Origin of the sequence: Paenibacillus sp. KS-LC4 (assembly GCF_036894955.1) — a bacterium.
GTDB lineage: Bacteria > Bacillota > Bacilli > Paenibacillales > Paenibacillaceae > Pristimantibacillus.
In genome coordinates this window covers 3,774,100-3,800,975 of record NZ_CP145905.1, presented here as the reverse complement: position 1 = coordinate 3,800,975, position 26,876 = coordinate 3,774,100, and the positions used below count along the sequence as shown (strand labels likewise).

Here is a 26,876-nt window from a genome sequence, read left to right as displayed (position 1 = left end):
CTATAAAGCAGATATTTTCCGCCTCAGGATTTTAGATTGCCAATGCGTCCGAGTCGCAGCAAGCCGGAGCCCTGTGCAATGGGCAAATAGCCCTTCAAAGGTACAGACCATTTTCGGAAAACAGTTGTTACGCGGGCGGAGCTCAGCTTTGGCCTTACGGAGAGCAATAAAGCAGCACCGCCGGCCACATGGGGAGAGGACATGCTCGTTCCTGACATGATGGCGTATTTGCCATTTAGCCAAGTTGAGACAATTTCTGTTCCCGGCGCGGCAACATCAATGCCCATTCCTCGATTGCTGTAATCGGCAATTTGATTCAGTCGATTGGTGGCAGCGACTGCGATCGTCTCCGGAAAGGAGGCAGGCTCGTCGATCGTCGTCGTATTTGGTCCCTCGTTGCCGGCAGAGGCCGAGATGATGATGCCCTGCTTCGCTGCCCGCTTAATCGCCTGGCGCAGCAAATCGCTATGCTGGCCGCTGACGATGCCAAAGCTCATGTTAATAACGTTCATTTTGTTGCGGATACACCATTCAATGGCATCTACAATATCTGACACATAGCCAGAACCGTAACGGTCGAGTGCCTTTACGGCATACAGCTTTACATTGGGAGCTACGCCATACAAGCCTGTTGAGCCTCTGCCTGCTGCAATGCCAGCAACATGCGTACCATGGCCATTGTCATCGTAATAGCTTGCCCCCCCCATCGTATTGACACCGCCCGCTATGCGCAGATCGGGATGCTTGGCAATGCCAGTATCAATAATGGCAAGCTTGACAGGTTTGCCCAGAGTGCGTTTCCAAGCAAGCGGCGCCTGTACTCTTTTAATATTCCAAGGCACCCTGCCTGCGTCTACGGCCGTTTTTATAATAGGGAGATTTGGTTTGAAAGTATGGGTTGTCATACGGGGAGTGGTATCATGCTTGCGGATTTTCACATCTCGCTCCATCACCTTGACATCAGGATGCCGCATAATTTTTTGCCAAGAGCTGCGCCGATCTAGCAGAAAGCCAATCATTTTGCAGCCTGGCATCGCTTTGAATGGATGAATACCGCGTGATTCAAGCAGGCGCAAGCAGCGATTATAAGAGCTGTGCGTAGTAAAGCTGATGAGCTGTCTTTCTGTATGTTTAGAAGGTTTATAGGCAGAACAGGAAGCAATCAGGTTATCTAATCGAGGCATGACGGGCTCCTCCTCCATGTTTTAAGCAGACATGAGACTACTTGTGTAGTGTATGGAGGAGGGGCAGGAGTGGACTGGGTATTCGTCCCCATGTACATATTTTTTGCAGCAGTTGGAAAATGTATCGCTTAGGACAATCAGTTGACGTACAATATGGCTATATCCCCATTATTTTCTTTAGGAGGTTTTTTCATGATCATTGGCGTTCCTACAGAAATAAAAACGAGTGAATACCGGGTGGCATTGACGCCAGCAGGCGTCATTATGCTCAAGGCGGCGGGACATCAAGTGCTTGTACAGGCAGGGGCAGGAGATGGCAGCGGCTTTCAGGACGGCGATTATGCAAGCGAGGGTGCCGTAATTGTGGACTCGGCTGCTCAAGTATGGGAACGCGCAGAAATGATTATGAAAGTAAAGGAGCCTCTCCCGGAGGAATATGGTTATTTTCGCAAAGGGCAGCTGTTGTTCACTTATTTGCATCTTGCGGCTGCTCCGGGGCTCGCCAAAGCTTTAATGGACAGCGAGGTAACCGCCATTGCTTATGAAACGATTCAGCTTCAAAATGGGAGCCTGCCGCTGCTGACGCCGATGAGCGAGGTTGCAGGGCGAATGGCCGTACAAGTTGGCGCACAGTTTTTGGAGGCGTTTAACGGGGGACGTGGCGTTCTGCTAGGCGGTGTGCCTGGAGTAGCACCGGCAGAGGTCGTCATTATCGGGGGCGGCATCGTCGGAACGAATGCTGCGAAGGTTGCGCTCGGCATGGGAGCAAGAGTCGCGGTGCTTGAGCGGAGTCTTGATCGAATGCGCTATCTTGACGATGTATTTGGCGGCCGTATTCAGACCGTGATGTCAAGTACGTATCATATTGCCGAGGCGGTGGCGAAGGCGGACCTGCTCATTGGCGCCGTACTGATTCCGGGAGCTAAAGCGCCTCATTTGGTAACGGAGGATATGGTCAAAACGATGAAAAAAGGCGCGGTCATTGTCGATGTCGCTGTAGACCAAGGAGGCTCTATTGCTACAGTTGACCGAGCTACTACGCATAAGGACCCGATTTACCTCAAGCATGGCGTTATCCATTATGCGGTAGCGAATATTCCAGGTGCTGTACCGCGCACCTCGACCTTTGCGCTGACGAATGTTACGATGCCTTATGCGCTGCTGCTTGCAAATGACGGGCTGGCAGCTATAAAGCTAAGCGAGCCTTTGCAGAAAGGCGTTAATACGCATAGCGGCAAATTAACTTATGAGCAGGTTGCTGCCTCACTGGACCTGCCATTTACACCGCTCCAAACGCTGCTGTCGTGAGCAAACGCTGCGAAGATGGCTGCAAATACATGGCTGCTTTTGAATGGGCATACACTCCGCCGCAAGTCGGTGCGCAAGGCTCTTTCCTTCCGCATATAAGCCCCTCTCTCATCATATGGTAAAGTGGGCAGGACAAACCTGCCTTCATGTATAGAGAGGGGCGAGGGGCAAATGGTATTGTCTGCACGCAAATGGTTCAGCCGATTCGTATTTATTGTGCTGTTCATCGGCTTGTTCGTAGTTGCTACTGGCGGCTATGAGTGGCTCGTTGATGTCGTGTTGCCAAGCAATCCATATGAAGTACCACAGGGCGAGGCCGTAAAGGTTATTTGGCATAGTACATATGAGTGGGATAATGGTAATATAGCGGATAGGCTGCGTTTTTTCTATTGGTACGGCGAATAGCGGGGCGGGATAAAAAGCTTGCCAAGCAGGATTTATGATCCTGAGTGTGGAAATACCGAAGTACGCATGAATGGCGTGCAGAGGCTGGAAGCATGAAAGGAAACAGGATGAAATCTTTGGTGAACTCTTTTATTCGTTTTTTAAGCGTAGAACGCTCCTTGTCGAAAAATACATTGGAGTCGTACGGGCGGGATTTGCTGCATCTGCTGGATTATATGGAAAGCCAGAAAATCGAAGCAGCAGCGGACGTTCAAAAGCATCATTTGGCGCATTATTTGCTGCAGTTGAAGGAGGAAGGGCGCAAGCCGTCCACATTATCGCGGCACATCGTGTCAATACGCGCTTTCTTTCATTATTTGCTCGTTGAAGGCTTCATTGATCGCGACCCTTCCATCTATATTGAATCGCCGAAGCAGGAAGCGAAGCCGCCGCAAATTTTATCAATTGAGCATACGAGTTTGCTGCTGGAAACGCCGTTATGCGTAACGACAGCTGGCAAGCGGGATAAGGCGATGCTTGAGCTGCTGTATGCGACAGGCATGCGTGTGTCGGAGCTCATTTCACTGGATGTGTCAAGCGTCAATCGGCAGCTCGGTTTTATCCAGTGTGTAGGCAGCAATCGCAAGGAGCGCATCGTTCCATTTGGGAGAAAAGCTGCTGAGGCGCTGAATGACTATTTGGAGCATGGGCGAATTGGACTGCTGCGGCTCGGCAAGCAGGAGGATGCGTTGTTTTTGAATCATTTGGGCACGCGGATGACGCGGCAGGGCTTCTGGAAAACGGTCAAAAAGTACGCAAAAGAGGCCGGCATTGAAGCAGATATAACACCGCATACGCTGCGTCATTCGTTTGCCGCCCATTTGCTGGAAAACGGCGCAGATGTGCGTACGGTACAAGCTTTGCTTGGCCACGCCGACGTTGCTACAACCCAGAAATACTCCAAGCTGACAAAGGTGAAAATGAAAGACGTATATAACAGCGCGCATCCACGCGCTTGATAAATAGCGAAATAGCCAGTTGCTTAAGACTAGGTCAGGCAGAGCGGATGCGCACCGAATTTTGGTGGAAAGCCAAACCTTTCACATACGCCTATTGTTTTTTCACCAGATATAACATTAGAAAGGTTGGGACTATATGAGTAAATTTGAACGTATTGCCGTTATTGTGCTTGACAGTGTTGGAATTGGCGAGCAGCCGGATGCTGAGGCGTTCGGTGACCTCGGATCGCACACGCTTGGCCATATCGTGGAAAGAGTAAAGGGGACAAGCCTGCCGAATTTGCGTCAGCTTGGTCTCGATCGAATTGCTCCGTTAGGTGATTGGAAGCCAGCAGATGGCCCTTCTGGCGCCTACTATGGAAAAATGCAGGAGGTATCGGTCGGCAAGGATACGATGACCGGGCATTGGGAGCTAATGGGGCTGAAGCTGACGGTTCCATTCCAGACATTTCCGGATGGATTTCCGGAGGAGCTAATCACTTTATTCGAGGAGCGCACTGGGCGCAAGGTAATTGGCAATAAACCGGCAAGCGGTACGGAAATTTTAGACGAGCTGGGCGCGGAGCAAATGGAGACCGGGGCATGGATCGTCTATACTTCTGCGGATAGCGTTTTTCAAATTGCAGCGCATGAAGGCATCATCCCGCTTGATGAGCTGTATCGTGCTTGTGAAATTGCGCGCGAGCTTACGATGGATGAGCGTTATACAGTTGGCCGGGTCATTGCAAGACCATATGAAGGGGAGCCAGGCGCGTTCAAGCGTACGCCTAACCGCCATGATTATGCAGTCAAGCCGCCAGAGCCTACGGTGCTAAATGCGCTTCAGGATGGAGGACTCGACACGATTTCCATTGGTAAAATCAACGATATTTTTGACGGAGAGGGCATTAATGCTTCTACACCGACGAAGAGCAACGCCGATGGCATCGCTCGTACGATTGCTGCTTTGAAGGAGCCGTTCAAGGGACTGCTGTTTACGAATCTCGTGGATTTTGATTCCCTGTACGGGCATCGCAGAGATCCAGAAGGCTACGCCGCTGCACTCGAAGAGTTTGATCGCGCATTGCCTGAGCTTATCCAAACCATTGGACCGCGCGATTTACTGGTCATTACTGCGGATCACGGCAATGATCCCGTTCATCCGGGCACGGATCACACGCGGGAATATGTGCCGCTGTTGCTTTACAGCCCGGCTTTCAAGCAACCAAGGCAGCTAGAAACAAGAACAACCTTCTCCGATTTGGGAGCGACGATTGCTGACAACTTTAATGTTCAAGCTCCGCCAAACGGCACAAGCTTTCTCGACTTGCTTGAAGTTTAATTAAATAACTATGAACAAATGAATGAATTAACGACTTGGAGGCTATCACTATGAGCGTAATTACAGCAGCACAAATTAAAGAAGCGGCAGCTTACATTGCCGGACGTACGAATTTATTGCCAGAGGTCGGCCTTATTATGGGTTCCGGTCTTGGCGTTCTCGGCGATCATTTGGAAAATCCAGTGACGATTGCGTACAAGGATATTCCCCATTTCCCAGTGTCCACAGTGGAAGGCCATGCAGGCGAGCTGCTTATCGGCACCCTGTCGGACCGGCCAGTGCTATTGATGCGGGGCCGCTTCCATATGTATGAGGGCTACGGCCCTGAGCTGACAGCATTTCCGGTGCGCGTAATGAAGGCGCTTGGCGTATCGACACTGCTTGTGACCAATGCAGCTGGCGGCGTCAACCTTGCTTTTCAATCCGGCAATCTGATGCTGATTTCCGACCACCTGAACATGACAGGCAAAAACCCGCTAATTGGCCCTAATGATAACGAGCTGGGTGTTCGTTTTCCTGATATGTCGGAGGCTTATAGCAAGCGTCTGCGCGGTATTGCCCGCGAACTTGCGGCAAGCCAAGGGCTTGTACTTGCCGAAGGGGTATATGCCGGACTGCTCGGACCAACGTATGAAACGCCAGCGGAAATTCGCATGCTGCGCATTTTAGGGGCAGATGCTGTCGGAATGTCGACGGTTGCGGAAGTAATTACCGCAAGACATGCGGGAATTGAAGTGCTTGGCATTTCTTGTATTACGAATATGGCTGCGGGCATTCTGGACCAACCGCTTAACCACGAGGAGGTTATGGAGACGGCAGAGCGCGTGAGATCTGAGTTTTTGGACCTCGTAAAAGGTTTGGTTCCACTCATTTAAAGAACAGTTTAATGCTAAAGTAGATGAAAAAAGTAAAAAATTCGTGTTATTTTGTCCGCATATTTGTAACACAATTGTAATATTTGGCTCGACTCATTGTGACAGTATTTTAAAACGCCATCGTCGTATAATGTCCGTAATTATAGAAAAATGGAGTGGAGTGAAATGGACAACCAATTGCTCTTGGAGATGGAGAAGTTGCGCGATAAAATGGTTGAAACGGCGCTCATCAAGCAAACTTTTCTGAACCGGGAGGTACTGCGGCTTAGCCAATCGCTAGACGTTCTAATCGTGCGTGCGCAGGAAGAGCGACGGACCGTTTCGAGCCATAAATAAACAGAGCAAATGGCATGAAACGTATGATAAGAACAGTCAAATGATGCTTGAGCGATGGCGAGAGTCGCATTACAGTGAAAAAATTCGAAAACCGTGCTTGCGGAAGCGAAAGCTTCTGCAAGCACGGTTTTTTTGTGAATATAAAAACCTTGGAATAATTTACATAAAAACAGGCGACACTGTGGAGGACAAGCGTAAACGACTGAAGCCGTCCTTTTGGCGACAAAGCTGCCGTTTCGCAGGTGGAATATAAGCCGATTTATAAGTGCGAGGCTTATAAATTCTTATATTTAAATATAGCCGAATTGCGGCTAATTCCCGTGAACGGAGCATTTTTGCGAAATCCGGGCTGCCGCAGCTTCATAGGAGGGAATCTGTTCTTGAAAAAATTACGGAATAAACTTTGCTTATGCATCCTTGCGCTCGTTGTCTCTTTGCCAACGTTCGTATTCGCCGAAGAAGCGGCTGAGATACCCTCGCTGCCAACAGCGGAGCAGACCGGAGGCGTGGAGCCTCATCTGGCGCCATCAGCCCGGTCTGCCATTCTTATGGACGCGGACAGCGGAACGATTATTTATGAGAAAAACAGCCACGATCAGCTTCCTCCGGCAAGCATCACTAAAATTATGACCATGCTGCTTATTATGGAAGCACTGGCTGACGGCAAGCTCAAGCTGACCGATAAGGTGCAGACGAGCGAATACGCTTCCTCTATGGGCGGCTCGCAAATTTTTCTGGAGCCTGGAGAGGAAATGAGCGTGGATGACATGATTAAAGGAATTGCTCTAGCTTCTGGCAATGATGCTTCTGTTGCGATGGCAGAAAAGCTCGGAGGCACCGAGGAGCAATTCGTGGCAATGATGAATGAGAAGGCGAAGCAGCTTGGGCTGAAGGAAACTCATTTTTCCAATTGCAATGGCCTGCCTTCGAAGGATCATTATTCGTCAGCTCATGACATTGCGGTTATGTCACGTGAGCTGCTGAGGCATACGGATATTACGAAGTATACCGGCATGTATCAGGATTATTTGCGCAAAACGTCAGAAAAGCCCTTCTGGCTCGTCAACACGAATAAGCTTGTACGGTTCTATAGCGGTGCTGACGGACTTAAAACCGGATTTACGAATGAAGCCAAGTTTTGTTTATCGGCAACAGCAAGGCGAGATGGGCTTCGCGTCATTGCGGTCGTAATGGGTGAACCGAATACGAAGACGCGCAACACGGAAGTATCGCAAATGTTTGATTATGCGTTTGCCCAATATACGACGCATCCGATTTTTAAAGAGGGCGATGCTATGGGTAAGGTGCATGTAGAGAAGGGCGTTGTGTCCGAGCTTGAATTGGTTGCTCCCCATGCTTACAGCATACTGCTCAAAAAAGGGGCAAACACAAGCGATATCCGCTACGAGCTGAAAATCGACGGCTCGCTTAAAGCGCCTATTGCAATTGGTGCGCCGATCGGCAAGCTGCTCGTGTATCAGGGAGATAAGCTGCTTAAGGAATTCCCCGTAAATGCGCCGCAGACGATAGAGCGGGCTGGCTGGTGGAAAATGCTGAAGCGCTCGTTTGGCGGATTGTTCGCTTAAAGCGGGTTAACGTAGAAAGGTTTTGCCGGAAAATAGCGAGCTTAGGCTGAATATTTTGTCACCTCTTAGGGCCCTGCTTCTAGTTTTGTCGCCGTGCAGGAAACAGGTGTCCCGCTGGAGAAATGCTAGTTCTATCCAAATGCACAGCTTAAAGGAGATGAACAGCAATTATGAATTTGCAAGCTGAACTGGAGCATTATCGCAATGTGCTTATTGTACGTCTGCGCGGAGAGCTGGATCATCATACAGCCGATGTCGTCAAGGTCAAGATGGAGGATGCGATTTTACGCGGAAGCAGCGACCACATCATTCTCAGCTTGAAGGATTTGCAATTCATGGACAGCTCGGGGCTTGGCGTCATTCTGGGCAGGTATAAGCAGGTTAAGGCAAGAGGCGGGAAAATGATTGTATGCGCCGTTAGTCCAAGCGTTCACCGACTTTTTGAAATGTCGGGCTTGTTCAAAATCTTGGAGATTCATGATAATGAACGGATGGCGATTTCAAGTCTGGAGGTGGTATCGTGAATGGACGCAATGAAATGACGTTAACCTTCAGCGCCCGCTCAGAGAACGAAGCTTTTGCCCGCGTAGCGGTGTCATCCTTCGTCTCTCAGCTCGATCCGACTTTGGGGGAGCTGAATGATTTAAAGACAGCCATCTCGGAAGCGGTAACCAATGCGATTATTCACGGCTATGATAGCGATGCAGCCGGCAAAGTGACGATAGAGGGTTATATTGAAGGAGACGCGGTTTCCTTGACGGTTATTGATCAGGGGCGCGGTATTGAGGATTTGGACTTGGCTCGCCAGCCGCTTTACACTTCCAAGCCGGAGCTTGAGCGCTCGGGTATGGGCTTTACGATTATGGAAAATTTTATGGACCGATTCGAGGTTGCAAGCGAGCTTGGCGGCGGTACGCGCGTCAGCATGCTGAAACGAATTGAATCGAAAAAAGCGCTATACAACTAGCGCATAGGGGTTGAACCTCATGGATTCCGGGTTGAAACAAACGGCTCAGCCGTATTTGGATGATGCGGAAGTAAAGCGGCTTATTGCATTAAGCCAGTCTGGCGACACGTTGGCAAGGGACACGCTTGTAGGATGCAATATTCGGTTGGTATGGTCAGTCGTTCAGCGCTTCATCAACCGCGGCTATGAGCCTGATGATCTGTTTCAGATCGGCTGTATCGGCCTGCTCAAGTCGGTTGACAAATTCGATCTTTCCTATGATGTGAAATTTTCTACTTATGCCGTGCCGATGATTATCGGTGAAATTCAGCGATTTTTGCGCGATGACGGTACGCTTAAGGTTAGCCGCTCGCTCAAGGAAACAGCCAATAAGGTGCGTAAAATGAAAGACGAGCTGTCCAAGGTGCTTGGAAGGCTGCCGACCATTAGCGAGGTGGCAGAACGATTGGGTATTACGCCGGAGGATGTCGTATTTGCCCAGGAAGCGAATAAGCCGCCAACCTCCATTCATGAGACGGTGTTTGAAAATGACGGCGATCCGATTACGTTGATGGATCAAATTGCTGATGATTCGCAGGAGCGCTGGTTCGACAAGCTTGCGCTGACCGAGGCCATTGAAGGCCTCAGCGAGCGGGAGCGGCTCATCGTATATTTGCGTTATTACCGGGATAAGACGCAGTCAGAGGTAGCGAGCCGTCTAGGCATTTCACAAGTTCAGGTGTCGCGTCTGGAGAAAAAAATATTGCAGTCCATAAAAGATCAAATCGCCTTATAGGGGCGGTTTGATCTTTTTGGTTGTCGAGAAAATCTCGCCAACCTGTACATCCCATTACCTTACTGGAAAGGGGATATTTTTTATGTAGTCTCTTGTAGCTGAGGGATGCATGGGGAGAGGATCTCCACGCCTACGTCAATGAGCTTCTCGGCACCCATGAAGCTGAGGTGGATCTTGGCCCGTTTTTTGTGACGGTCTATTTTGGCGATGATGCCTTCCATGCCCTTCAGCGGGCCGGAGGTTACGGAGACACGTGAATTTTCTATGTAAATACCCGAAATGCCAACGATCTCTCCGTCTCCGATCAGTCGCAAGATTAGCGATATCTCGCGTTCGTCAATTTTGGAGTAATAGGTTCCTTCATCTTTGGAGTAGAGCGTGCCTTGGTTGAGCAGCTTGTAGCACTTGGGGACTTTTTTCAAGGTGTGAAAAACTTCATCGGTCATGCGAGTCTTGATTAATACGTAGCCGGGGAATATTTTCTTCAGCACATGCTTGACAGCGCCTGCCTTCTTCTCGGGGACTCTGCGTTTCGGTATGACAGAGTGCAGGGAAGCTTCATCAAAGTACAGGTTCAGAAACTTTTGCACAACCTCTTCTTGACCGGTTTCTACGAATAGCACGTACCAATTCAAAATAGTCATCCCCCAACTTTTGTATTTTGTTTAATAAGCAAACGAGCAAAAAATAGTATATTTTACAACAATATACCATGTCTTATTTTACCATATCATATTAAGGGCTGGGAATAGAGAAAATAGGTTTCTAGTAAGTAATCCTTGACGAACAAAGTTGAATGAGGGTAGTATTAAGCTGTATTCGTGTTATAGGTTCTGTTGTGCATTTCGTAGGTTCGTTAATCGTATATTGGTTGAATCTAACAAAATCCCTAAGCTTATTTAATCGTTGTTTAGGCACGTTAAAGGCACTTAGGGTATCATATTGTTGCGTGTTGAGGGTAAGGAGCATGGGAGAGGTATGCCCTCCGGGAGCTTCTCCCTGGGACTTGACATGCGAGTGAACCCGTACAGCGCTTGGTGCAGTTTGCTGTGCGCAATCGACGGTGACTTGTGTGCGGGATGAACATCTGGATTGATTGCGAGATTGTTCACAAGCCGCTGATCGTACATTCTGCTGCTCTCAACTTGCAGGTAAGCATCATACATTGCGATGCTCGTGTTTTCCAGAAGTGCAGCCGATAGGGCTGGTTGCCGAGTAGGTTCGTCTTGATCGGAAAGCCTTGCTGAAGCTGTTTTACAAGGTGGAAGTAGATATATAAGATAGTCAAAGCAAGCACAAAAAAGTAGAGGAGATCGTTCCTCTGCTTTTTTGTGCTTGCTTTTTAGAATCTGAAGAGAGAGGGGAGGAAGGATGAGGCGGAGCTATGAGCTGCACCCGTTGAAGGTTGAGTTTTTGTTCATGAAAAATTATGCGTACATACTCGTAGACAAAGCCACCCGGCATGCGGCTGTGGTGGACCCGGCTTGGGACTTGGAGTTGCTTGACGGGATGCTTCGATCATTGGAGGTGGAGTTGACTTGTATTCTGCTTACACATTCTCACCACGATCATGTCAACAAGGTGGAGCCGCTGCTTAAGCTTTACCCGGCGGCACGGGCGTATATGTCGGTTAAGGAGATCCATGCTTACGGGTTCGCATGTCGGAATCTGTATCCATTTGAGGAGGGAGAGACGATCAGGCTGGGAGAAACGTCAATTACCTGCATGCTGACGCCAGGGCACACGGCTGGCGGGGCTTGTTTTCGGCTAGCAGACGATCTGATTACCGGGGATACGGTATTTATTGAAGGCTGCGGCGTCTGCAATGGGGCAGGAGGTTCCCCGGAGCAGATGTATGACAGTTTTCAGAAAATTCGCAGGTCCACTCCCCCTCATGTGCGGGTGTATCCGGGTCATAGCTTTGGCAAGGAGCCGGGCATGGCTTTTCAGGATGTGCTGGAGCACAACATTTATTTTCAAATGGAGCAAAAAGAGCATTTTGTGCGGTTTCGGATGCGCAAGAATCAGGGGCATTTGTTTCATTTTAAATAAATCAAGGCAGACGAGCCGCGTTCAGGAGGGACATGGATGGGCAAGCCGATAGTGTTTCTTTTCTCTGGGCAGGGCTCTCAATTTTACCAGATGGGTCGGGGGCTCTATGAGGAAGTATCTGAGTTTCGCAAATGGATGAACAAGCTAGACGAGATGGTGACGCCGCTCATCGGGGAATCGGTGCTGGCGCGTCTGTATGCGGAGGACAAGCGCCGAGATGAGCCGTTTGAACGGACGCTGCTGAGTCACCCCGCGATCTTCATGGTGGAATATGCGCTGGCGCAGGTGCTGATGGCTCGCGGTGTCCAGCCAGATGCGGTCCTTGGCAGCAGCATGGGCGAGTTCGCGGCGGCGGCTGTGGCAGGTGTGCTCGATGTGGAGGCAGCGTTGGAACTGGTGGTGGAGCAGGCCAAGACGTTTGAGGCTACCTGCCTCCCCGGCGGGATGATCGGGATTCTACAGGAGCCGAGCCTCTATGACAGAATGCTGCTCTTGCGTGAGAACACGGAGCTGGTGTCGATTAATTCGGACGCGCATTTTGTGGTGGCCGGTCCGGCGGCGAAACTGCCGAGCATCGCGGAGGCGCTGCGGAAGAACGGCATCGCCTATCAGATTTTGCCGACCTCCTTTGCGTATCATTCCTCTTGGATTGATCCGGCAGCGGCTTCCTATGAAGCGCGGCTGCGCGGTCTGTCGTATCGTCAGCCGCGGGTGCGATTTTATTCCGGGGTAACCGGGCGGCGGGAAACAGCGCTGAGGAGCGAGTATTTCTGGGAGGTGGCCCGACAGCCGATTCGCTTTGCTGAAGCGGTGCAGGCGCTGGAGCGGGAAGGCGATTGTCTTTACGTGGATTTGGGTCCTTCTGGAACGCTCGCCAATCTGGTCAAGCGGAATTTTAAACAGAATTCGCTCTCGCAAAGCTATGCGGTTCTTACACCGTATCAGCAGGATCTCAAAAACTTATATAAGGCTTGCGAGCAAATGGAGCAACTCATTTCATCGTCCATCAGAAAGGGAGGACAACCTATGAAAGCATATGTGTTTCCTGGGCAAGGCTCTCAGCACAAAGGCATGGGAGGTACGCTGTTTGACGAGTTTGCAGATCTGATCGCGCAAGCGGATGAGATTTTGGGCTATTCGATCAAAAGGCTGTGCTTGGAGGACCCGGACAATCAGCTGGGCCAGACGCAGTACACGCAGCCTGCTCTGTATGTGGTCAACGCACTGAGTTTCCTCAAGAAGGTGCAGGAGACAGGATGCAAGCCGGATTATGTGGCCGGGCACAGCTTGGGTGAGTACAATGCGCTGTTTGCTGCAGGGGCGTATGATTTTGCTACCGGTCTGCGGATGGTCAAAAAACGGGGCGAACTGATGAGCCTTGCGAGCGGTGGGGGAATGGCGGCGGTAATTGGGTTTACGGTGGAGCAGATCGACCGCGTGCTGATGGAGAACGGCCTGGACGGAATCGACATCGCCAACCATAATTCGCCGGACCAGATCGTCATTGCAGGCTTGAAGACGGACATTTTGCGCGCGCAGTCATTTTTTGAGCAGGCGGGCGTGCGCGTGTACATTCCGCTTAATGTGAGCGGGGCTTTTCATTCCCGGTATATGGTGGAGAGCAAGCGGAGCTTTGAAGCGTATTTGGAATTATTTGAATTTTCGGAACTTGAAATTCCAGTCATTTCGAACGTTTATGCGCGTCCGTACAAGCAGCGGCAGGTGAAGGATAATTTGGCACAGCAGATCGTGTCTCTGGTCAAGTGGACGGACAGTGTGCGCTACCTGATGGGCCTTGGCGAGATCGAAATCGAAGAAGTCGGGCCGGGCAATGTCCTGACCAAGCTCGTCACCACGATTCGCCGCAAAGCCGAACCGCTCGTCATCGAGCAGGAGGCAGATGACGTGGAAGAGGCGGTGCTGGTGGCGGCGTCTGTGACTGTGCCTGAGGTATTGATATCGTCGTCTATCACGGAGGCAGAGATGGCAGTCGCTGCTCAGTCGCCTGCTCCCGCTCAGGCGGAGTTCGTACCGATGAGGGAACCTGTGAACGAGCCGAACATGCGTATGTCGAGAAGGGCGAGCATGGCAGAATCGCTAGGCAATGAGGAGTTCAAGAAGGACTATAACTTGAAGTACGCCTATGTCACGGGCTCGATGTATCGCGGAGTGGCTTCCGAGCGCCTGGTCATTCAGGTCGGCAAGGCGGGCATGCTGGGTTTTTACGGGACTGGCGGCTTGAAGCTGGAGCAAATCGAACAGGCGATCCGCACGATTCAACAGGCGCTGACGCGCGGTGAGTCGTATGGCATGAACCTGCTCCATAACCAGAGCAACCCATTGATGGAGGAGAAGACGGTCGAGCTCTTCCTTCGATCCGGAGTGCGGAACGTGGAGGCAAGCGCCTACATGGCGGTAAATTCCGCATTGGTTCACTACCGGGCGAAAGGGTTGAAACGCTCGGCAGAGGGCGTTGTGATTATCGAAAACCGCATCCTCGCCAAAGTCTCTCGCCCGGAGGTTGCCGAGGCGTTTCTGAGTCCTGCACCGGAGCGCATCGTCGACAAGCTGTTGCTGGAGCAGAGGATCACGCGCGAGGAAGCAGATATGCTCCGCGAAGTTCCGTTGGCGGATGACATCACCGTCGAGGCTGATTCCGGCGGACATACCGATCAGGGGGTGTCTTCCGTGCTGCTTCCGTCGATCGTTCGCCTGCGTGATGAGGTTATGGCCAAATACGGATACAAGAAGAAGATTCGAATCGGGGCGGCCGGAGGCATCGGAACCCCGGAAGCGGCGGTGGCGGCGCTTGTGCTCGGGGCGGATTATCTCGTGACCGGCTCGATCAACCAATGCACGGTGGAAGCGCAGACTTCCGAGTCGGTGAAGGATCTGCTGCAGGATATGAACGTGCAGGACACGGCCTATGCGCCGGCGGGCGACATGTTTGAGATCGGCGCTCGCGTGCAGGTTTTGAAAAAAGGCGTCTTTTTCCCGGCTCGTGCAAACAAGCTGTATGATCTCTACCGCCAGTTCAACTCGCTGGAGGAGATTGATGAGAAGACCCGTCGCATTTTGCAAGAGCGCTACTTCAAGCGCAGTTTCGACGAGGTCTACCGCGAAGTGCAAGCCTATGTGTCCTCGCAGGAGCTTGAGAAGGCGGAGCGCAATCCCAAGCACAAGATGGCGCTGATCTTCAAATGGTATTTTGGCTATTCGTCGCGCATGGCGCTCAGCGGGGATGCCGAGCACACGGTGGATTATCAGGTGCATTGCGGCCCGGCCTTGGGGGCGTTCAACCGCTGGGTGAAAGGCACGTCGCTGGAAGGCTGGAGAGCGCGCCATGTCGATGTGATCGGTGAAAAACTGATGCGCGAAACGGCAGAGCTGCTAAATCGGCGCATCTCTGAATTGGTCGGATTGTAAGCAAAAAGTCCAGCGAGTAGTCCAGCGAGTCAAAAGCTCAGACTCGTACCGGAGAAGCAGGCTTTGTTTGTAGATATGAGAAATAAATTCAAGAAATTTTATACGAGGAGCGGATCTGGATGACTCAAACGCCAAAGCGAGACGTTGCCATCGTTGGAATCGCCGGTCGTTTTCCAGGGGCGAAAAACACGCAGCAATTTTGGAACAACCTCAATGCAGGGCTCAACAGCATCTCTGTCATTCCACAAGACCGCTGGAAGTGGGAGGACGTGTACGGCGATCCGCAAAAGGAAGAGAACAAGACGAACAGCAAGTGGGGCGGTTTCATCGAGGAGGTTGATCTATTCGACCCGTTGTTTTTTGGAATTTCGCCCAAAGAGGCGAATTATATTGACCCTCAGCACCGCCTGTTCCTAGAAACGGTCTGGCAGGTGATTGAAAACGCTGGCTACAGCCCGAAGAGTCTATCAGGCCGAAAGATCGGCGTCTATGCGGGCGTATCAAAAAACGATTATGCCGAGCTTATGGGGCAGAACATTAACGCATTTGTTTCCACGGGAACGGTGCATTCGATCCTTGCAAACCGCGTGTCGTATTTTTTTAACTTCAGAGGGCCGAGTGAAGCCGTGGACACCGCGTGCTCTAGTTCTCTGGTCGCCCTGCACAACGCCGTGCGCGATATTTGGGAAGGGGAGTGCGAGGCGGCAATCGTCGGGGGCGTCAATGCGCTGCTCAGCCCGCGGATGTACATTTCTCATGCCAAGTCCGGCATGCTGTCGGTGGATGGGCAATGCAAAACGTTCGATGAGTCTGCTAACGGCTATGTACGCGGTGAAGGCGTGGCGGCTCTGTTCCTCAAGCCGCTGGACAAGGCGGTGGAAGACCGTGACAATATCTTGGGCATCATCAAGTCGACGGCGATCAATCATGGCGGGCGCTCGAATTTCCTGACGGCCCCGAACGTAACCGCACAGTCTGAAGTAGTCTACACGGCGCTGCAACGCTCCGAAGCGGACCCGCGCAACATTTCCTACATCGAGGCGCACGGCACAGGCACGCCTCTGGGTGACCCGATCGAGGTCAATGCGCTAAAGAAGGCATACGGACAGTATTATGAGGAGCGGGGCCTGCAGCCGCGCGAAAACTCTTGCTTGCTTGGCTCGGTCAAGACGAACATCGGCCATCTGGAGAGCGCGGCCGGGATGGCTTCGATCATCAAGGTGCTGCTGGCGATGAAGCATGGCGTGCTGCCGGAGCTTCTTAATTTTACAGCGATTAATCCATACATCTCGTTTGAGGGGTCGCCGTTTGGCCTTGTCACGGCTCGGACCGCGTGGAAGAAGCGGCGTATTGAGGGCAAGCTGCTGCCGAGACAGGCGGGGGTCAGCGGGTTTGGCATGGGCGGTGTCAATGCGCATGTAATCTTGGAAGAGCCGCCGCGCAGCAACAAGCCTCGCGCCAAGAGCGCGTCGCAGAAGCGGTTGGTGCTTTTGTCTGCGAAAAAAGGAAAGTTGCGGGCATCGGCTAAGCGGCTGCTCACATTTTTGCAAAGCGAAGCTGGACAGTCTGTGCATGTGGACGATCTCGCGTTCACGCTAATGTTTGGGCGCGAGGAGTTCGAGGAGCGTCTGGCGATGGTCGCTTCGTCAGTGGAGCAGGTGGTGGAGGAATTGGAACGGTATGTGAGCGAGCAGGCCTCCCTGTCGCTGTTCCAAGGCGTCGCGGTGACAACGCCTGACGCGTCTGTGCAGGTCGCTGTGTCGACGGATGATCTGTTCCAGCTCGCCGAGGGTTGGGTGAAGGGCAAGGAGATAGAATGGGAGCAGGCGAGCTTCCAAGGTTCTCGCATCGAGGTGCCGGGGTATCCGTTTGAGCGGTTGCGCTGCTGGTTTGAATCGAAGACGGTGAAGGCGGATACGGGTGCAGATGCGGCTTCCGGCGACAAGCAGATTGTGCTTCTCGCTACAGAGCGGATGCTGCTAGACCATCTTGTTCAGAAGAAGAAAGTGCTGCCTGGCGTAGGCTATCTGGAGCTGATCGTTGGAGAGCTTAAGGAAGAGTGGACAGTTGGTGTGACGTTCCAAGATGTGTACTGGATGAAGCCGCTGGCCGTTCTCAACGAGTCGCGTACCCTCCTTTTGAACGTGAAGGAGGAAGGGGGCGACCGTACTGTGCGCATCCGTTCGGGTGCGGATTTGCACTGCCAAGGCCGCCTGCTCAAGCAGGTGAAGCGCGCGGAGGAGCGGATTGAGGTGGAGGAGATTCGCATGCGCTGCGAGACGAGGGCATCAAAGGCCGAACTGTACGGTCTCTTTTCCGAAAATGGTCTGGTATACGGACCTTCGTTCCAGGTCATTGAGACGCTGCACTGCTCGGCTGACGAGGCGATTGCGGAGGTGGACGTTGGGAATCAAGTGCGCATTTCAGTCGGAATTCTGGACGGGGCGCTGCAGACCGCGGTATGCTTGAGCGTTCGAAACGGCACGGCGAGCGAATCGCAGTATGTACCTTATTATGCGGAGAGCTTCACGGTTGCGGGAAGCTTGGAAGCGGTGCGCTATTACTATGTTAAGCGGCATCAGGTGCAGCAGAGCGGTTCGCTCCAGTTCGACCTGTATCTCTGCGACGGAGAAGGTCGTGTGCTGGCTTCGGTGAAGCGTTTTACGAAGCGTGCATTGGCGAGAAAAGAAGAAGCAAGGAACGAGGAAACAAGAAAAGAAACGCTGAGCAAACGGGGGCTGCTCTATTACACCTCGAAGTGGCGGGAGGAAGCCGGCGGTTCGGAAGCGGAGGAGAAGGGCTTGCTCCTCCTCAACGGTTCGGAGTCGTTGGGCGACTGGATACGCGGCGAATTGGGCGAGGAGGTGCCGTTCAGGCGCTTGACGATTGCCGAGCAGAACCCGGATCGTTATCTGGAAGCGCTACAGGAGGTCAAGGCGAGCGGGTTTGTCGTGCGGCAAATTTTCGTGCCGGCCGCACATCCCGGCGTGGAAGACCTGCGGGGGCTGCTCGTGCTGGCAGGAGCTCTGATTAAGAGTCGTTTTAAAGAACCGATCAAAATTCTCTACGCTGGCGATAGCATGTCGCCTGAGGCGCTGTCCGCCCTGTATGCGGGCGGCGGGCTGGCTCGCACGCTGAAGTATGAGTACCCGCGCCTTCAACTGGAGGTGGCGTCGTTCACGGATCAATTTGAAAGCTGCGGCCGGTTGCTTCTGGAGGAGCTGTTTGCGAGTGCTCCGGCCCCGCTGCATGAAGTGAGATATGTAGGCAGGACAAGGCAGCAGCGCGAGATGGTGACCGTGGCAGGCGGGTTGCAGAAGCAGGCTTATGCGCTGCGTCAAGGCGGGGTGTATCTGATCGCAGGCGGAACGGGCGGCCTGGGGCAAATTTTCTCCGACTATCTGGCCAAGGAGCATCAGGCGAAGGTCGTGCTGCTTGGGCGAAGAGAGCAGGATGAGAAAATCACGGCACAGCTTGCCAGGCTGACAAGTTTGGGCGGCTCCGGCCTGTACATTCGGGCGGATCTCGGCGATGCCACGCAAGTGCGTGCGGCGGTGGAGCAAGCGCGTGCGAACTATGGCAGCATCCACGGCGTTTTGCAGGGAAGCGGGTTGATTGAAGACAGCTTTATCCTACGCAAATCAACCGAGTCTTTTGAAAAAGTGCTTCGGCCCAAGCTTGCCGGGACGCTCCATCTGGACGACGCGACGGCCGGCGACGAATTGGACTTCTTTGTCATGTTCTCGTCGATTGCAGCGCTGATGCCTAATCAAGGGCAATGCGACTATTCTTCGGCCAACAGCTTCATGGACGCGTATGCGTCGCACCGACAGCAACTCGTCGACGAGGGCAGGCGCAGCGGTCTGTCGCTGGCAATTAACTGGCCGCTCTGGGCGAATGGCGGAATGAGCGTGGAGCCGGAGGAGAAGGAGCACCTCTGGAAGGTGTTCGGGATGCAGCCGCTGGAAACGCCGCAGGGCTTGGTCCTGCTCCGGGAAGCGCTGCATTTGGCAAGTCAGGAAGGTTTCGCTCACATCGTAGGAATCGAAGGTGACCAGATGAAAATCAACCAGCACTTTGGCATCCCCAAGAAAGCGGAAACTGTGCAGGAGCTGGATGTGGTGGCGACGATCCGTCGTGATCTCTACAGCATACTCGCACAAGCGCTGCAGCTGGCTCCGGCGGAGATCGGTGCCAGCCAGCCTCTGCAGCAGCTCGGGGTGGCGTCGCTGTCGCTGCTGCAGATCGCGAACCTGATTTCGCAGTATTTTGGCGTCGATTTCAAACCGCCGTTGCTGTTTGAGCACGGAACCTCGCAGCAGATTTTGGACTATTTGCTGCAAGACAAGCAGCGCGTGGTCATCGAGGCGCACTATGCCAAGCTGGGGGCTATGGCTCCGCTGTATCGCAGCTCAGGGCTGATCGAACTTAATAAGGTCGATAACGAGCAGGGGCTGTACCAGAGACGTTATGACAATACAGAGTTTTATCAGGTCGATCATGTGGTGGACGACAAATACAACGTGCCAGGCGCGTGTTATGCCGAGATGGCTAGACAGGCCGGCGTACTCGCTCTTCCGGGCCAGCGAGTGAGCAAGCTGCTCAACTGCTACTGGGCGAAGCAACTATCTTCGAGCGGAGAGCCGTTTGATGTATTCATTCAACTGCTGCCAAAAGGGGAACGCACCGACTACGAGATTTACAGCATGGAAGGGAGCGAGCGCATTGTGCATGCGACCGGGGCGCTACAATATGCTCCGTGGCAGTTGACGCAGAGCGAGATGGAAACGCTCGATCTCGCGGCAATTCGCGAGCGCTGCACGGCGAGCTGGACACGGGAGCAGGTCTATCGGCAGATTCATGCGGAGGGCTTGATCGTCGGAGAGAGCTTCATGCCGATGCAGGAGTTGGTGCTCAATGAGAGGGAGGCGCTGGCAACGCTGGAACTGCCGGATATGATTGCAAACACATATGAGGAGTATCTGCTTCACCCGACGATGCTGACAGGCGTGTTCCAGACGGCGCTGATCAACAACCGCTTCCACGGGGATGACGAGCGCGATTTTATCCCGATTGCGATCGAAAGCTTGGAGATGTGGGGGACCGTGCCGCGCAGATGCCATGTCTACAGCGAAGTCAGCCCGAAGACGAAGAATAACCCAGACATCAAGAAGTTTAACCTGACTGTTTGCGACGAGGAGGGGCGCATGGTGGCGCGGCTCATCAATTTCTCGATCAAGGCGACGAATTATGGAAAATCGGCCTTGGTGCAAGAGGCGGCACCAGTGGCAACAGCCCAAGCCCAGGAGGCTAGCGACCGCGGAGTGGCGGTGCTGAGATCTCGCGCACAGGAATTGGTAGGCGGTCTGCTGTCTGAGGCGATCGGGCTGGAGCCGTCGATGATTCAGGCGGAGGAAGCGTTCGAAGCGTATGGCATCAATTCGGTGATGATCTTGGAGCTGAACAAGCTGTTCGAGGATGCGTTCGGGTCCGAGCTGTCCAAAACTCTGTTCTTTGAATACCGCAACTTGGAAGACCTGACGGGTTATTTCCTGGAGGAGCATGAAGCGACGCTGCGCTTGCTGCTGCAATTGCCAGAAACGGTTGAAATGAATGAGGTGTTAGAAGGTTCGGTTAAATCGACAGTAGCGGCCGTGGCGAGTGCTCGAGAAGCCGCGTGTTCCGCAGATGTGGTCGAGACGGTCACGATGACGCCGCACGCTCCGGCTGTGCGGGATATCGCGATCATCGGCCTTGCCGGGCGTTATCCGCAGGCCGGATCGCTGGCGGAATTTTGGGCAAACATCGAAGCGGGCAAGGACTGCATCGAAGAGATTCGACCGAATCGATTTGATTATTTACGCTACTATGATCCGAACAAGCAAAACGACAAGCTATACAGCAAATGGGGGAGCTTCCTCGATGATGTGGACAAGTTCGACCCGATGTTTTTCAACATCCCGCCGCGTGAAGCGGAGCTAATGGACCCGCAGGAGCGCTTGTTCCTTGAGGTGGTCTGGCATGCGCTCGAAGATGCCGGCTATACGAGGCAGGGTCTCAGCGATCAGTCGGTCGGGGTGTTCGTCGGGGCGCTGTGGCAGCCTTATCAAGAGCTTGGTGCGCTTGCACAGGCGCAGGGCCATGTGCTCAGCCCAAGCACGCTGCTCTATAGCATCGCCAACCGCGTTTCGTATTTCTGCAACTTCAACGGGCCGAGCCTGACGGTGGATACCGCATGCTCTTCGTCTCTGACCGCGCTGCATCTCGCCTGCCAGAGCCTTTTGAATGGAGAGAGCAGCGTCGCCATCGCGGGCGGCGTCAACCTGTCGATCGGCGCGGGGAAATACCTGTTTTTGAGTCAATACAAGTTTCTGGCGACGGATGGCAGATGCAAAAGTTTTGGCGCGGATGGCGACGGGTACGTGCCTGGCGAAGGCATTGGCGCCGTGCTGCTCAAGCCGCTCGATCAAGCGGTGAAGAACGGCGACCACATCTACGGCGTCATCAAGGCGACTGCTGTCAATCACGGAGGCAAGACCAACGGGTATACGGTGCCTAACCCGACGGCGCAGTCGGACATGATTCTGAAAACGCTGGAGCGGGCGAGGATCAACCCGCGTGCGATTAGCTACATCGAGGCGCACGGCACCGGCACTGCGCTGGGCGACCCGATCGAGATTACCGGGCTCTCCCGCGCGTTTGGAAAGTACACGCGAGACAAGCAGTTTTGCGCGATCGGCTCTGTCAAATCAAACATCGGGCATTTGGAAGCGAGCGCAGGCATCGCGGGCCTGACCAAGGTGCTTCTCCAGCTCAAGCATCGCAAAATCGCTCCGTCCTTGCACTCTCAACAGCTTAACGCAAACATCGACTTCCGGAACAGCCCGTTTGTTGTGCCGCAAGAGCTGATGGAATGGAAGCGCCCTTTGGTAGAGATCGACGGCCAGACAAGGGAGTTCCCGCGTCTTGCGGGCCTCTCGTCGTTCGGAGCCGGCGGTGCGAACGCGCATGTGATTATCGAGGAATACGAAGCGGTAGAGCAGCAGCGTGCTCTGCTCGGAACGGCTCCGCATGTCATCGTGCTCTCGGCCAAAAACGCAGACCGTCTGCAAGAGCAGGCACAGCGCTTGCTGCTGGCAGTCGAGAGCGGTGCATACAGCGACGCGGACATGCCAGCGATCGCCTACACCTTGCAACTGGGCCGCGAGACAATGGAGGAGCGTCTGGCCGTGCTGGCCTCGTCGCTCAAGGAACTGAGTGCCAAGCTGCAAGATTACCTGTCCGGAAAACGAGGCATCGACGGCCTGTTTCACGGACATGTCAAGCACTATAAGGACATGCTCGCTCTCTTCGCACAGGATGAGGATATGAATGCGGTGATCGAGGCATGGCAGGCAAAGGGCAAGTTCGGCAAGCTGCTCGACCTGTGGGCTAAAGGACTGTTGATCGACTGGAGCCGGCAATATGCAACAGGCAAGCCAGGCCGCATCTCGCTGCCGGGCTATCCGTTTGCCAAGGAGCGCTACTGGCTTCCGATCGACGGAGCTGGGCATAGCGGGACGAGCGCAGGCTGGGCCTCGCTGCTGCATCCGCTGGTGCACGAGAATACGTCCGACCTGAACGGCGTGCGGTTTCGTTCGACGCTGCCAAGCCGCGAATTACTCCTCCGCGATCACATTGTGTATGGCAACCCGGTACTGCCGGGTGTCGCAGAGCTGGAGCTGGCACGAGCGGCTGCACTGCTGGCGACGGGGCATGAAGCGAACGTTCCGACCTCCATGCGTTTGAAAAATGTCATCTGGCCGCAACCAATCGTCGCAGCAGGCGAATCTATACGTCTGCATGTCGGACTCCTTCCGCTGGAGGATGGCGAGATCGCCTATGAGATCAGCGGTGATATCTCACAAGGGGAGGAGGCTCCGACGCTGTATAGCTATGGCGAAGTTGAGATTTGCTCGTTCGATCCGTCACCGCCGCTCAATCTCCACGCCTTGCAGGTGCAGTCGGGACTCGCCGTTCTGACAGCCGAGCAATGCTACGATGCCTTCCGCGTGATGGGGACAGCCTATGGGCCGAGCCTGCAAGGAATCGAGACGCTCTATCTGGGAGAGAGCCATGTGCTGGCCAAGCTCGTCCTGCCGTCAGCAGCCCTTGCCACGGAAACGGACTATGTGCTGTACCCTACCTTACTGGAAGCTGCGATTCAGGCCGAGAACGTTTTTAAGCTGAACCAGACCGACCGCAAGCCGACCCGGCCGGTCTCCCTGAAGTCGCTGGACATCCTCCGTCCTTGCCCGTCGGCAATGTGGGCGCTAATTCGAAGCGGCGAGGCTGGCTATGACCTCGACCTCTGCGACGAAACGGGCGAGGTATGCGTGCAGATGCGCGGGCTGGTGCTGGAGCCAGTCGAAGGCGAGTGGCAAGGAAACAGTACGGCGGCAGAGCGCAAGATGTATTTTTTGAAAAAAGTATGGGAGCCATGTTCGGCAGCTCCAAGCCGCAGCATTAATCGGGCAGTGGCGATTCTGACCACGCCGGAGACGAGCAGCCTGGCAAACGAGCTGGCGAAGAGACTGCCGCAAAGCCGCCTGTTCGATGTGGCACAACAGCCGCAAGAGCTGGATTGGAAGGCGTATGAAGGACTGATCGATCTGGTTGGCTGCGGTCAGGAGCGCAACGATTCGGCGGAATGGATGAGCTGGCTTCAAATGCTGATCGAACATGGCAGCCGTGATGGGATGATGCTTTTGGGTGTCACCAAGGGGCTGGAAGGGTATCAGAATGCAACGGTCAATCTCGCAGGTGCCGCCCGTGCGGCGCTCTATCGCATGTTGCAGAGCGAATATGGCCATGTGCAATCCCGCCATCTCGATCTGGAGCCGATCTCTGATGAGACAAGGCTGGCCGAGCAGATGGCTGCTGAGTTCCTTGCCGAGGATGAGCAGACGGAAGCGTGCTGGCGAAACGGGTCGCGTTATCGCGCATGGCTCAAGGAATGGGAAAAAGGCGAGCAGCAGGCGCGAACGCCGTTCCCGGAAGAGCAAGTGCTCTGGATCAGCGGGGGCACGAGGGGCCTTGGGTATCTATGCGCGCAGCATTTTGTCAAACACTATGGCGTCAAGCGCCTGGTGCTGACCGGACGGGAAACCTTGCCGCCGCGCGAGACATGGACGGCGCATCTACGGGAGCAAACCCCTGTTTCCCGAAAAATTCAGGGCATCCAAGCTCTGGAGAGAGAAGGGGCGCAGGTGATGGTTCTGTCTGTGCCGCTGTCTGATGTTCATGCCGTCGAAGAGAGCGTACAGTCGGTTCGCCGCAGCTTCGGCCCGATTGGAGGGGTGCTGCATGCGGCGGGCCTGCTCGATGAAGAGAACTCGGCCTTCATTCGCAAGACGGTTGAAGGCATCGAGCAGGTGCTTGAGCCGAAAGTGGCGGGACTTGATGTGCTGTACCGTAGTCTCCGCGCAGAGCCGCTGCAGTTCTTCGTCGCATTCTCGTCTGTGTCGGCCACGATTCCTTCGCTTGCTGCGGGGCTGAGCGACTATGCGGTAGCCAATGCCTACATGGATTATCTGGCGGAAGCGAAGCGTCAGGAATGTCCGATCGTCAGCATACAGTGGCCGAGCTGGAAAGAGGCGGGCATGGGCGAAGTCAAGAGCAGAGCTTATGAGCAGACAGGTCTTCTGACGATGACTAACGCAGAGGGGCTGGAGTTCCTCGATTATGTGCTGGCGAGAAAACTCGGCCCGGTCGTCATGTCCGCGGTGGTCAACCCAGCGCTCTGGAATCCGCAAACGCTGATGCAATGCAACAAGCAAACCGCGGCGCTCACGCCCTCCCCTGCGTTTCCGGCGCAGCGTCCGGCGGTCCCAGCGCAGAAAGCAAGCGTAGTAGCAGGCGGTCAAGGGCAGACAGCGGAGGCTTGGGTTCGGTCAATTTTTGAAAAAGAGTTGAAAATGGAGGCAGGCAAAATCGAGATTGATGCGCAGATTGCAGACTACGGGGTCGATTCCATTTTGCAAACCCAAGTGCTGCGTCAGATCGCGCAGGCGTTGCAGGTGAAGCTTGACCCGTCTCTTCTGCTGGAGTTCCCGACAATCGAATCGCTGGCGAAGCATTTGGAGTCTCTGCATGGGTCAGCCCTCGCCAGCGCAGCGGGGGTCACGCAGGTTCGGCCAGAAGCCAAGGCGTCACCTTCTTATCGTGTGCCGAGTCGTCCTGTCAAGCCGCGTGCTGCGAAGCAAGGAGAAGCAGCCGTGGGCAAAGCGGCTCCGGCCTCTGGGGCCGCTGATCTGGCCGTCGTCGGCTTGTCCTGCCGACTGCCGGGGGCGGCTTCTTTGGAACAGTATTGGCAGTTGCTGTCCGAGGGCCGTTCCGCTATTCGCGAGGTGCCGCAGGGGCGCTGGGGGTATTCGAGCGGCTTCTATGCCGGATTGCTCGACGACATCACGCAATATGACCCGTCGTTCTTCCATCTCTCGGAGGAAGATGCCCAAGCGATGGACCCACAAGCCCTTCTGGTGCTGGAAGAGAGCCTCAAGCTCTTGTGCCATGCTGGCTATACCCAGCAGGAGGTCAAAGGCCGCTCAGTCGGCGTCTACCTCGGGGCGCGCAGCAAGCACGCGCCGAGCACGGCGGATCTGAGCCAGACGCGCAACCCGATTTTGGCTGTCGGACAGAACTATTTGGCGGCGAACATCTCGCAGTATTTTGACTTGCGTGGCCCATGTGTCGTAGTGGATACTGCTTGCTCCTCGGCTCTGGTGGGAATGAACATAGCAGCACAGGCGCTTCAGAGCGGGGAGATCGAGTCGGCAATCGTCGGCGGAGTCTCTCTGCTGACCACCGATGAGACGCATCGCATCTTTGAACAGCGCAATATCCTGAACCGAGAAGGGGCGTTCCACCTTTTTGACCGTCGAGCGGACGGCATTGTGGTCGGGGAAGGGTGCGGTATGGTCTTGCTTAAGACGGTGGAGCAGGCTTTGCGAGATGGCGATGCGATCTACGCTGTCATCAAAGCGGTCGCTGTCAACAACAACGGCCGAACCGCTGGACCGGCCACCCCAAGCCTTGAGGCACAGAAACAAGTGCTGCAGGCAGCGCTCCGAAAAGGGGGGGTATCGCCTGAAGCGGTTCGCTATATCGAAACAAACGGTTCGGGTACGGAGGTGACCGACCTCATGGAACTGAAAACGATGAAATCGGTGTATCGAGCTTCATCGAACCTTCCGCTGGGATTAGGGTCGATGAAGCCGAACATCGGACATCCGTTGTGCGCGGAAGGAATTGCCGGATTTATCAAAGTCGTCTTGATGCTGCAGCGCCGGCAGATAGTGCCGTTCCTGTCAGGCGAAGAGGCGATGGCGCATTATGATTTGCAGGCGTCGCCGTTTGAGATGGCTCGTCAACTCATGCCTTGGACAGACATGGCTCGCATCGCGGCGATCAACTGCTTTGCCGACGGCGGCACCAACGCGCATGTGATCCTTGAAGGCTGGGAAGAGTCTGAGGAGCGTTCAATCCTTCGCAAGCCGATTCCGCTTCCTGCCATGCAGCGCCGTAATGTGAGAGGGTGCGGACAGGGTGAACGGGCAGAGAGCGCGATGAATATCTGGAAGCAAATTGGAGTTGAGGTGTAGC

General features: G+C 54.1%; 15 protein-coding genes. 13 read left to right on the top strand and 2 right to left on the bottom strand.

All coding sequences use genetic code 11. The features are described from left to right. Positions 1-23: 23 nt before the first annotated feature. On the bottom strand, positions 24-1,184 hold the full coding sequence (locus tag V5J77_RS15850; RefSeq protein ID WP_338551807.1) for a S8 family peptidase: 1,161 nt from the start codon (positions 1,182-1,184) through the stop codon (positions 24-26). Positions 1,185-1,376: 192 nt separating this feature from the next. On the opposite strand from V5J77_RS15850, the gene ald reads away from it, so the two are divergent. The 10 genes from ald to sigF all read left to right on the top strand — a co-directional run bounded on the left by ald (position 1,377) and on the right by sigF (position 9,755). Next, positions 1,377-2,492 carry an alanine dehydrogenase gene (ald, locus tag V5J77_RS15845; RefSeq protein WP_338551806.1) on the top strand — a complete coding sequence of 372 codons (1,116 nt, stop codon included), beginning with the start codon at positions 1,377-1,379 and terminating at the stop codon, positions 2,490-2,492. 171 nt (positions 2,493-2,663) lie between these two features. Further along, positions 2,664-2,897, top strand: coding sequence for a DUF4227 family protein (locus tag V5J77_RS15840; RefSeq protein WP_338551805.1), 234 nt, complete (start codon positions 2,664-2,666; stop codon positions 2,895-2,897). 107 nt (positions 2,898-3,004) lie between these two features. Further along, positions 3,005-3,895, top strand: a complete 891-nt coding sequence (gene xerD, locus V5J77_RS15835; protein WP_338551804.1) for a site-specific tyrosine recombinase XerD — start codon at positions 3,005-3,007, stop codon at positions 3,893-3,895. Between the two features lie 136 nt (positions 3,896-4,031). After that, a complete protein-coding gene (gene deoB / locus V5J77_RS15830; protein WP_338551803.1) occupies positions 4,032-5,216 on the top strand; it encodes a phosphopentomutase in 1,185 nt (394 codons plus the stop codon). A 50-nt stretch (positions 5,217-5,266) separates the two neighbouring features. Continuing rightward, positions 5,267-6,091, top strand: coding sequence for a purine-nucleoside phosphorylase (locus V5J77_RS15825; protein WP_338551802.1), 825 nt, complete (start codon positions 5,267-5,269; stop codon positions 6,089-6,091). 165 nt (positions 6,092-6,256) lie between these two features. Then, positions 6,257-6,427 (top strand): aspartyl-phosphate phosphatase Spo0E family protein, encoded by a 171-nt coding sequence (locus V5J77_RS15820; protein ID WP_338551801.1) that lies wholly within the window; start codon positions 6,257-6,259, stop codon positions 6,425-6,427. 380 nt (positions 6,428-6,807) lie between these two features. Further along, positions 6,808-8,013, top strand: a complete 1,206-nt coding sequence (locus tag V5J77_RS15815) for a D-alanyl-D-alanine carboxypeptidase family protein (protein ID WP_338551800.1) — start codon at positions 6,808-6,810, stop codon at positions 8,011-8,013. A gap of 170 nt (positions 8,014-8,183) precedes the next feature. Beyond that, entirely contained in the window at positions 8,184-8,537 is a 354-nt protein-coding gene (spoIIAA, locus tag V5J77_RS15810; protein WP_338551799.1) for an anti-sigma F factor antagonist, read from the top strand. A gap of 14 nt (positions 8,538-8,551) precedes the next feature. Beyond that, positions 8,552-8,980: an anti-sigma F factor gene (gene spoIIAB / locus V5J77_RS15805; protein WP_338556846.1), complete on the top strand. Its 429-nt coding sequence runs from the start codon at positions 8,552-8,554 to the stop codon at positions 8,978-8,980. Positions 8,981-8,999: 19 nt separating this feature from the next. Beyond that, positions 9,000-9,755 (top strand): RNA polymerase sporulation sigma factor SigF, encoded by a 756-nt coding sequence (gene sigF / locus V5J77_RS15800; RefSeq protein ID WP_046231980.1) that lies wholly within the window; start codon positions 9,000-9,002, stop codon positions 9,753-9,755. 80 nt (positions 9,756-9,835) lie between these two features. Here the strand turns inward: sigF and loaP are convergent, their stop codons facing one another. After that, positions 9,836-10,390 (bottom strand): antiterminator LoaP, encoded by a 555-nt coding sequence (gene loaP, locus V5J77_RS15795; protein ID WP_338551798.1) that lies wholly within the window; start codon positions 10,388-10,390, stop codon positions 9,836-9,838. A 736-nt stretch (positions 10,391-11,126) separates the two neighbouring features. Here loaP and V5J77_RS15790 point away from each other — a divergent pair. The 3 genes from V5J77_RS15790 (at position 11,127) to V5J77_RS15780 (ending at position 26,875) form a co-directional block, all read left to right on the top strand. Next, positions 11,127-11,807, top strand: coding sequence for an MBL fold metallo-hydrolase (locus V5J77_RS15790; RefSeq protein ID WP_338551797.1), 681 nt, complete (start codon positions 11,127-11,129; stop codon positions 11,805-11,807). Between the two features lie 36 nt (positions 11,808-11,843). After that, entirely contained in the window at positions 11,844-15,233 is a 3,390-nt protein-coding gene (fabD, locus tag V5J77_RS15785; RefSeq protein ID WP_338551796.1) for an ACP S-malonyltransferase, read from the top strand. 119 nt (positions 15,234-15,352) lie between these two features. Beyond that, positions 15,353-26,875: an SDR family NAD(P)-dependent oxidoreductase gene (locus tag V5J77_RS15780; RefSeq protein ID WP_338551795.1), complete on the top strand. Its 11,523-nt coding sequence runs from the start codon at positions 15,353-15,355 to the stop codon at positions 26,873-26,875. Position 26,876: the final 1 nt, after the last annotated feature.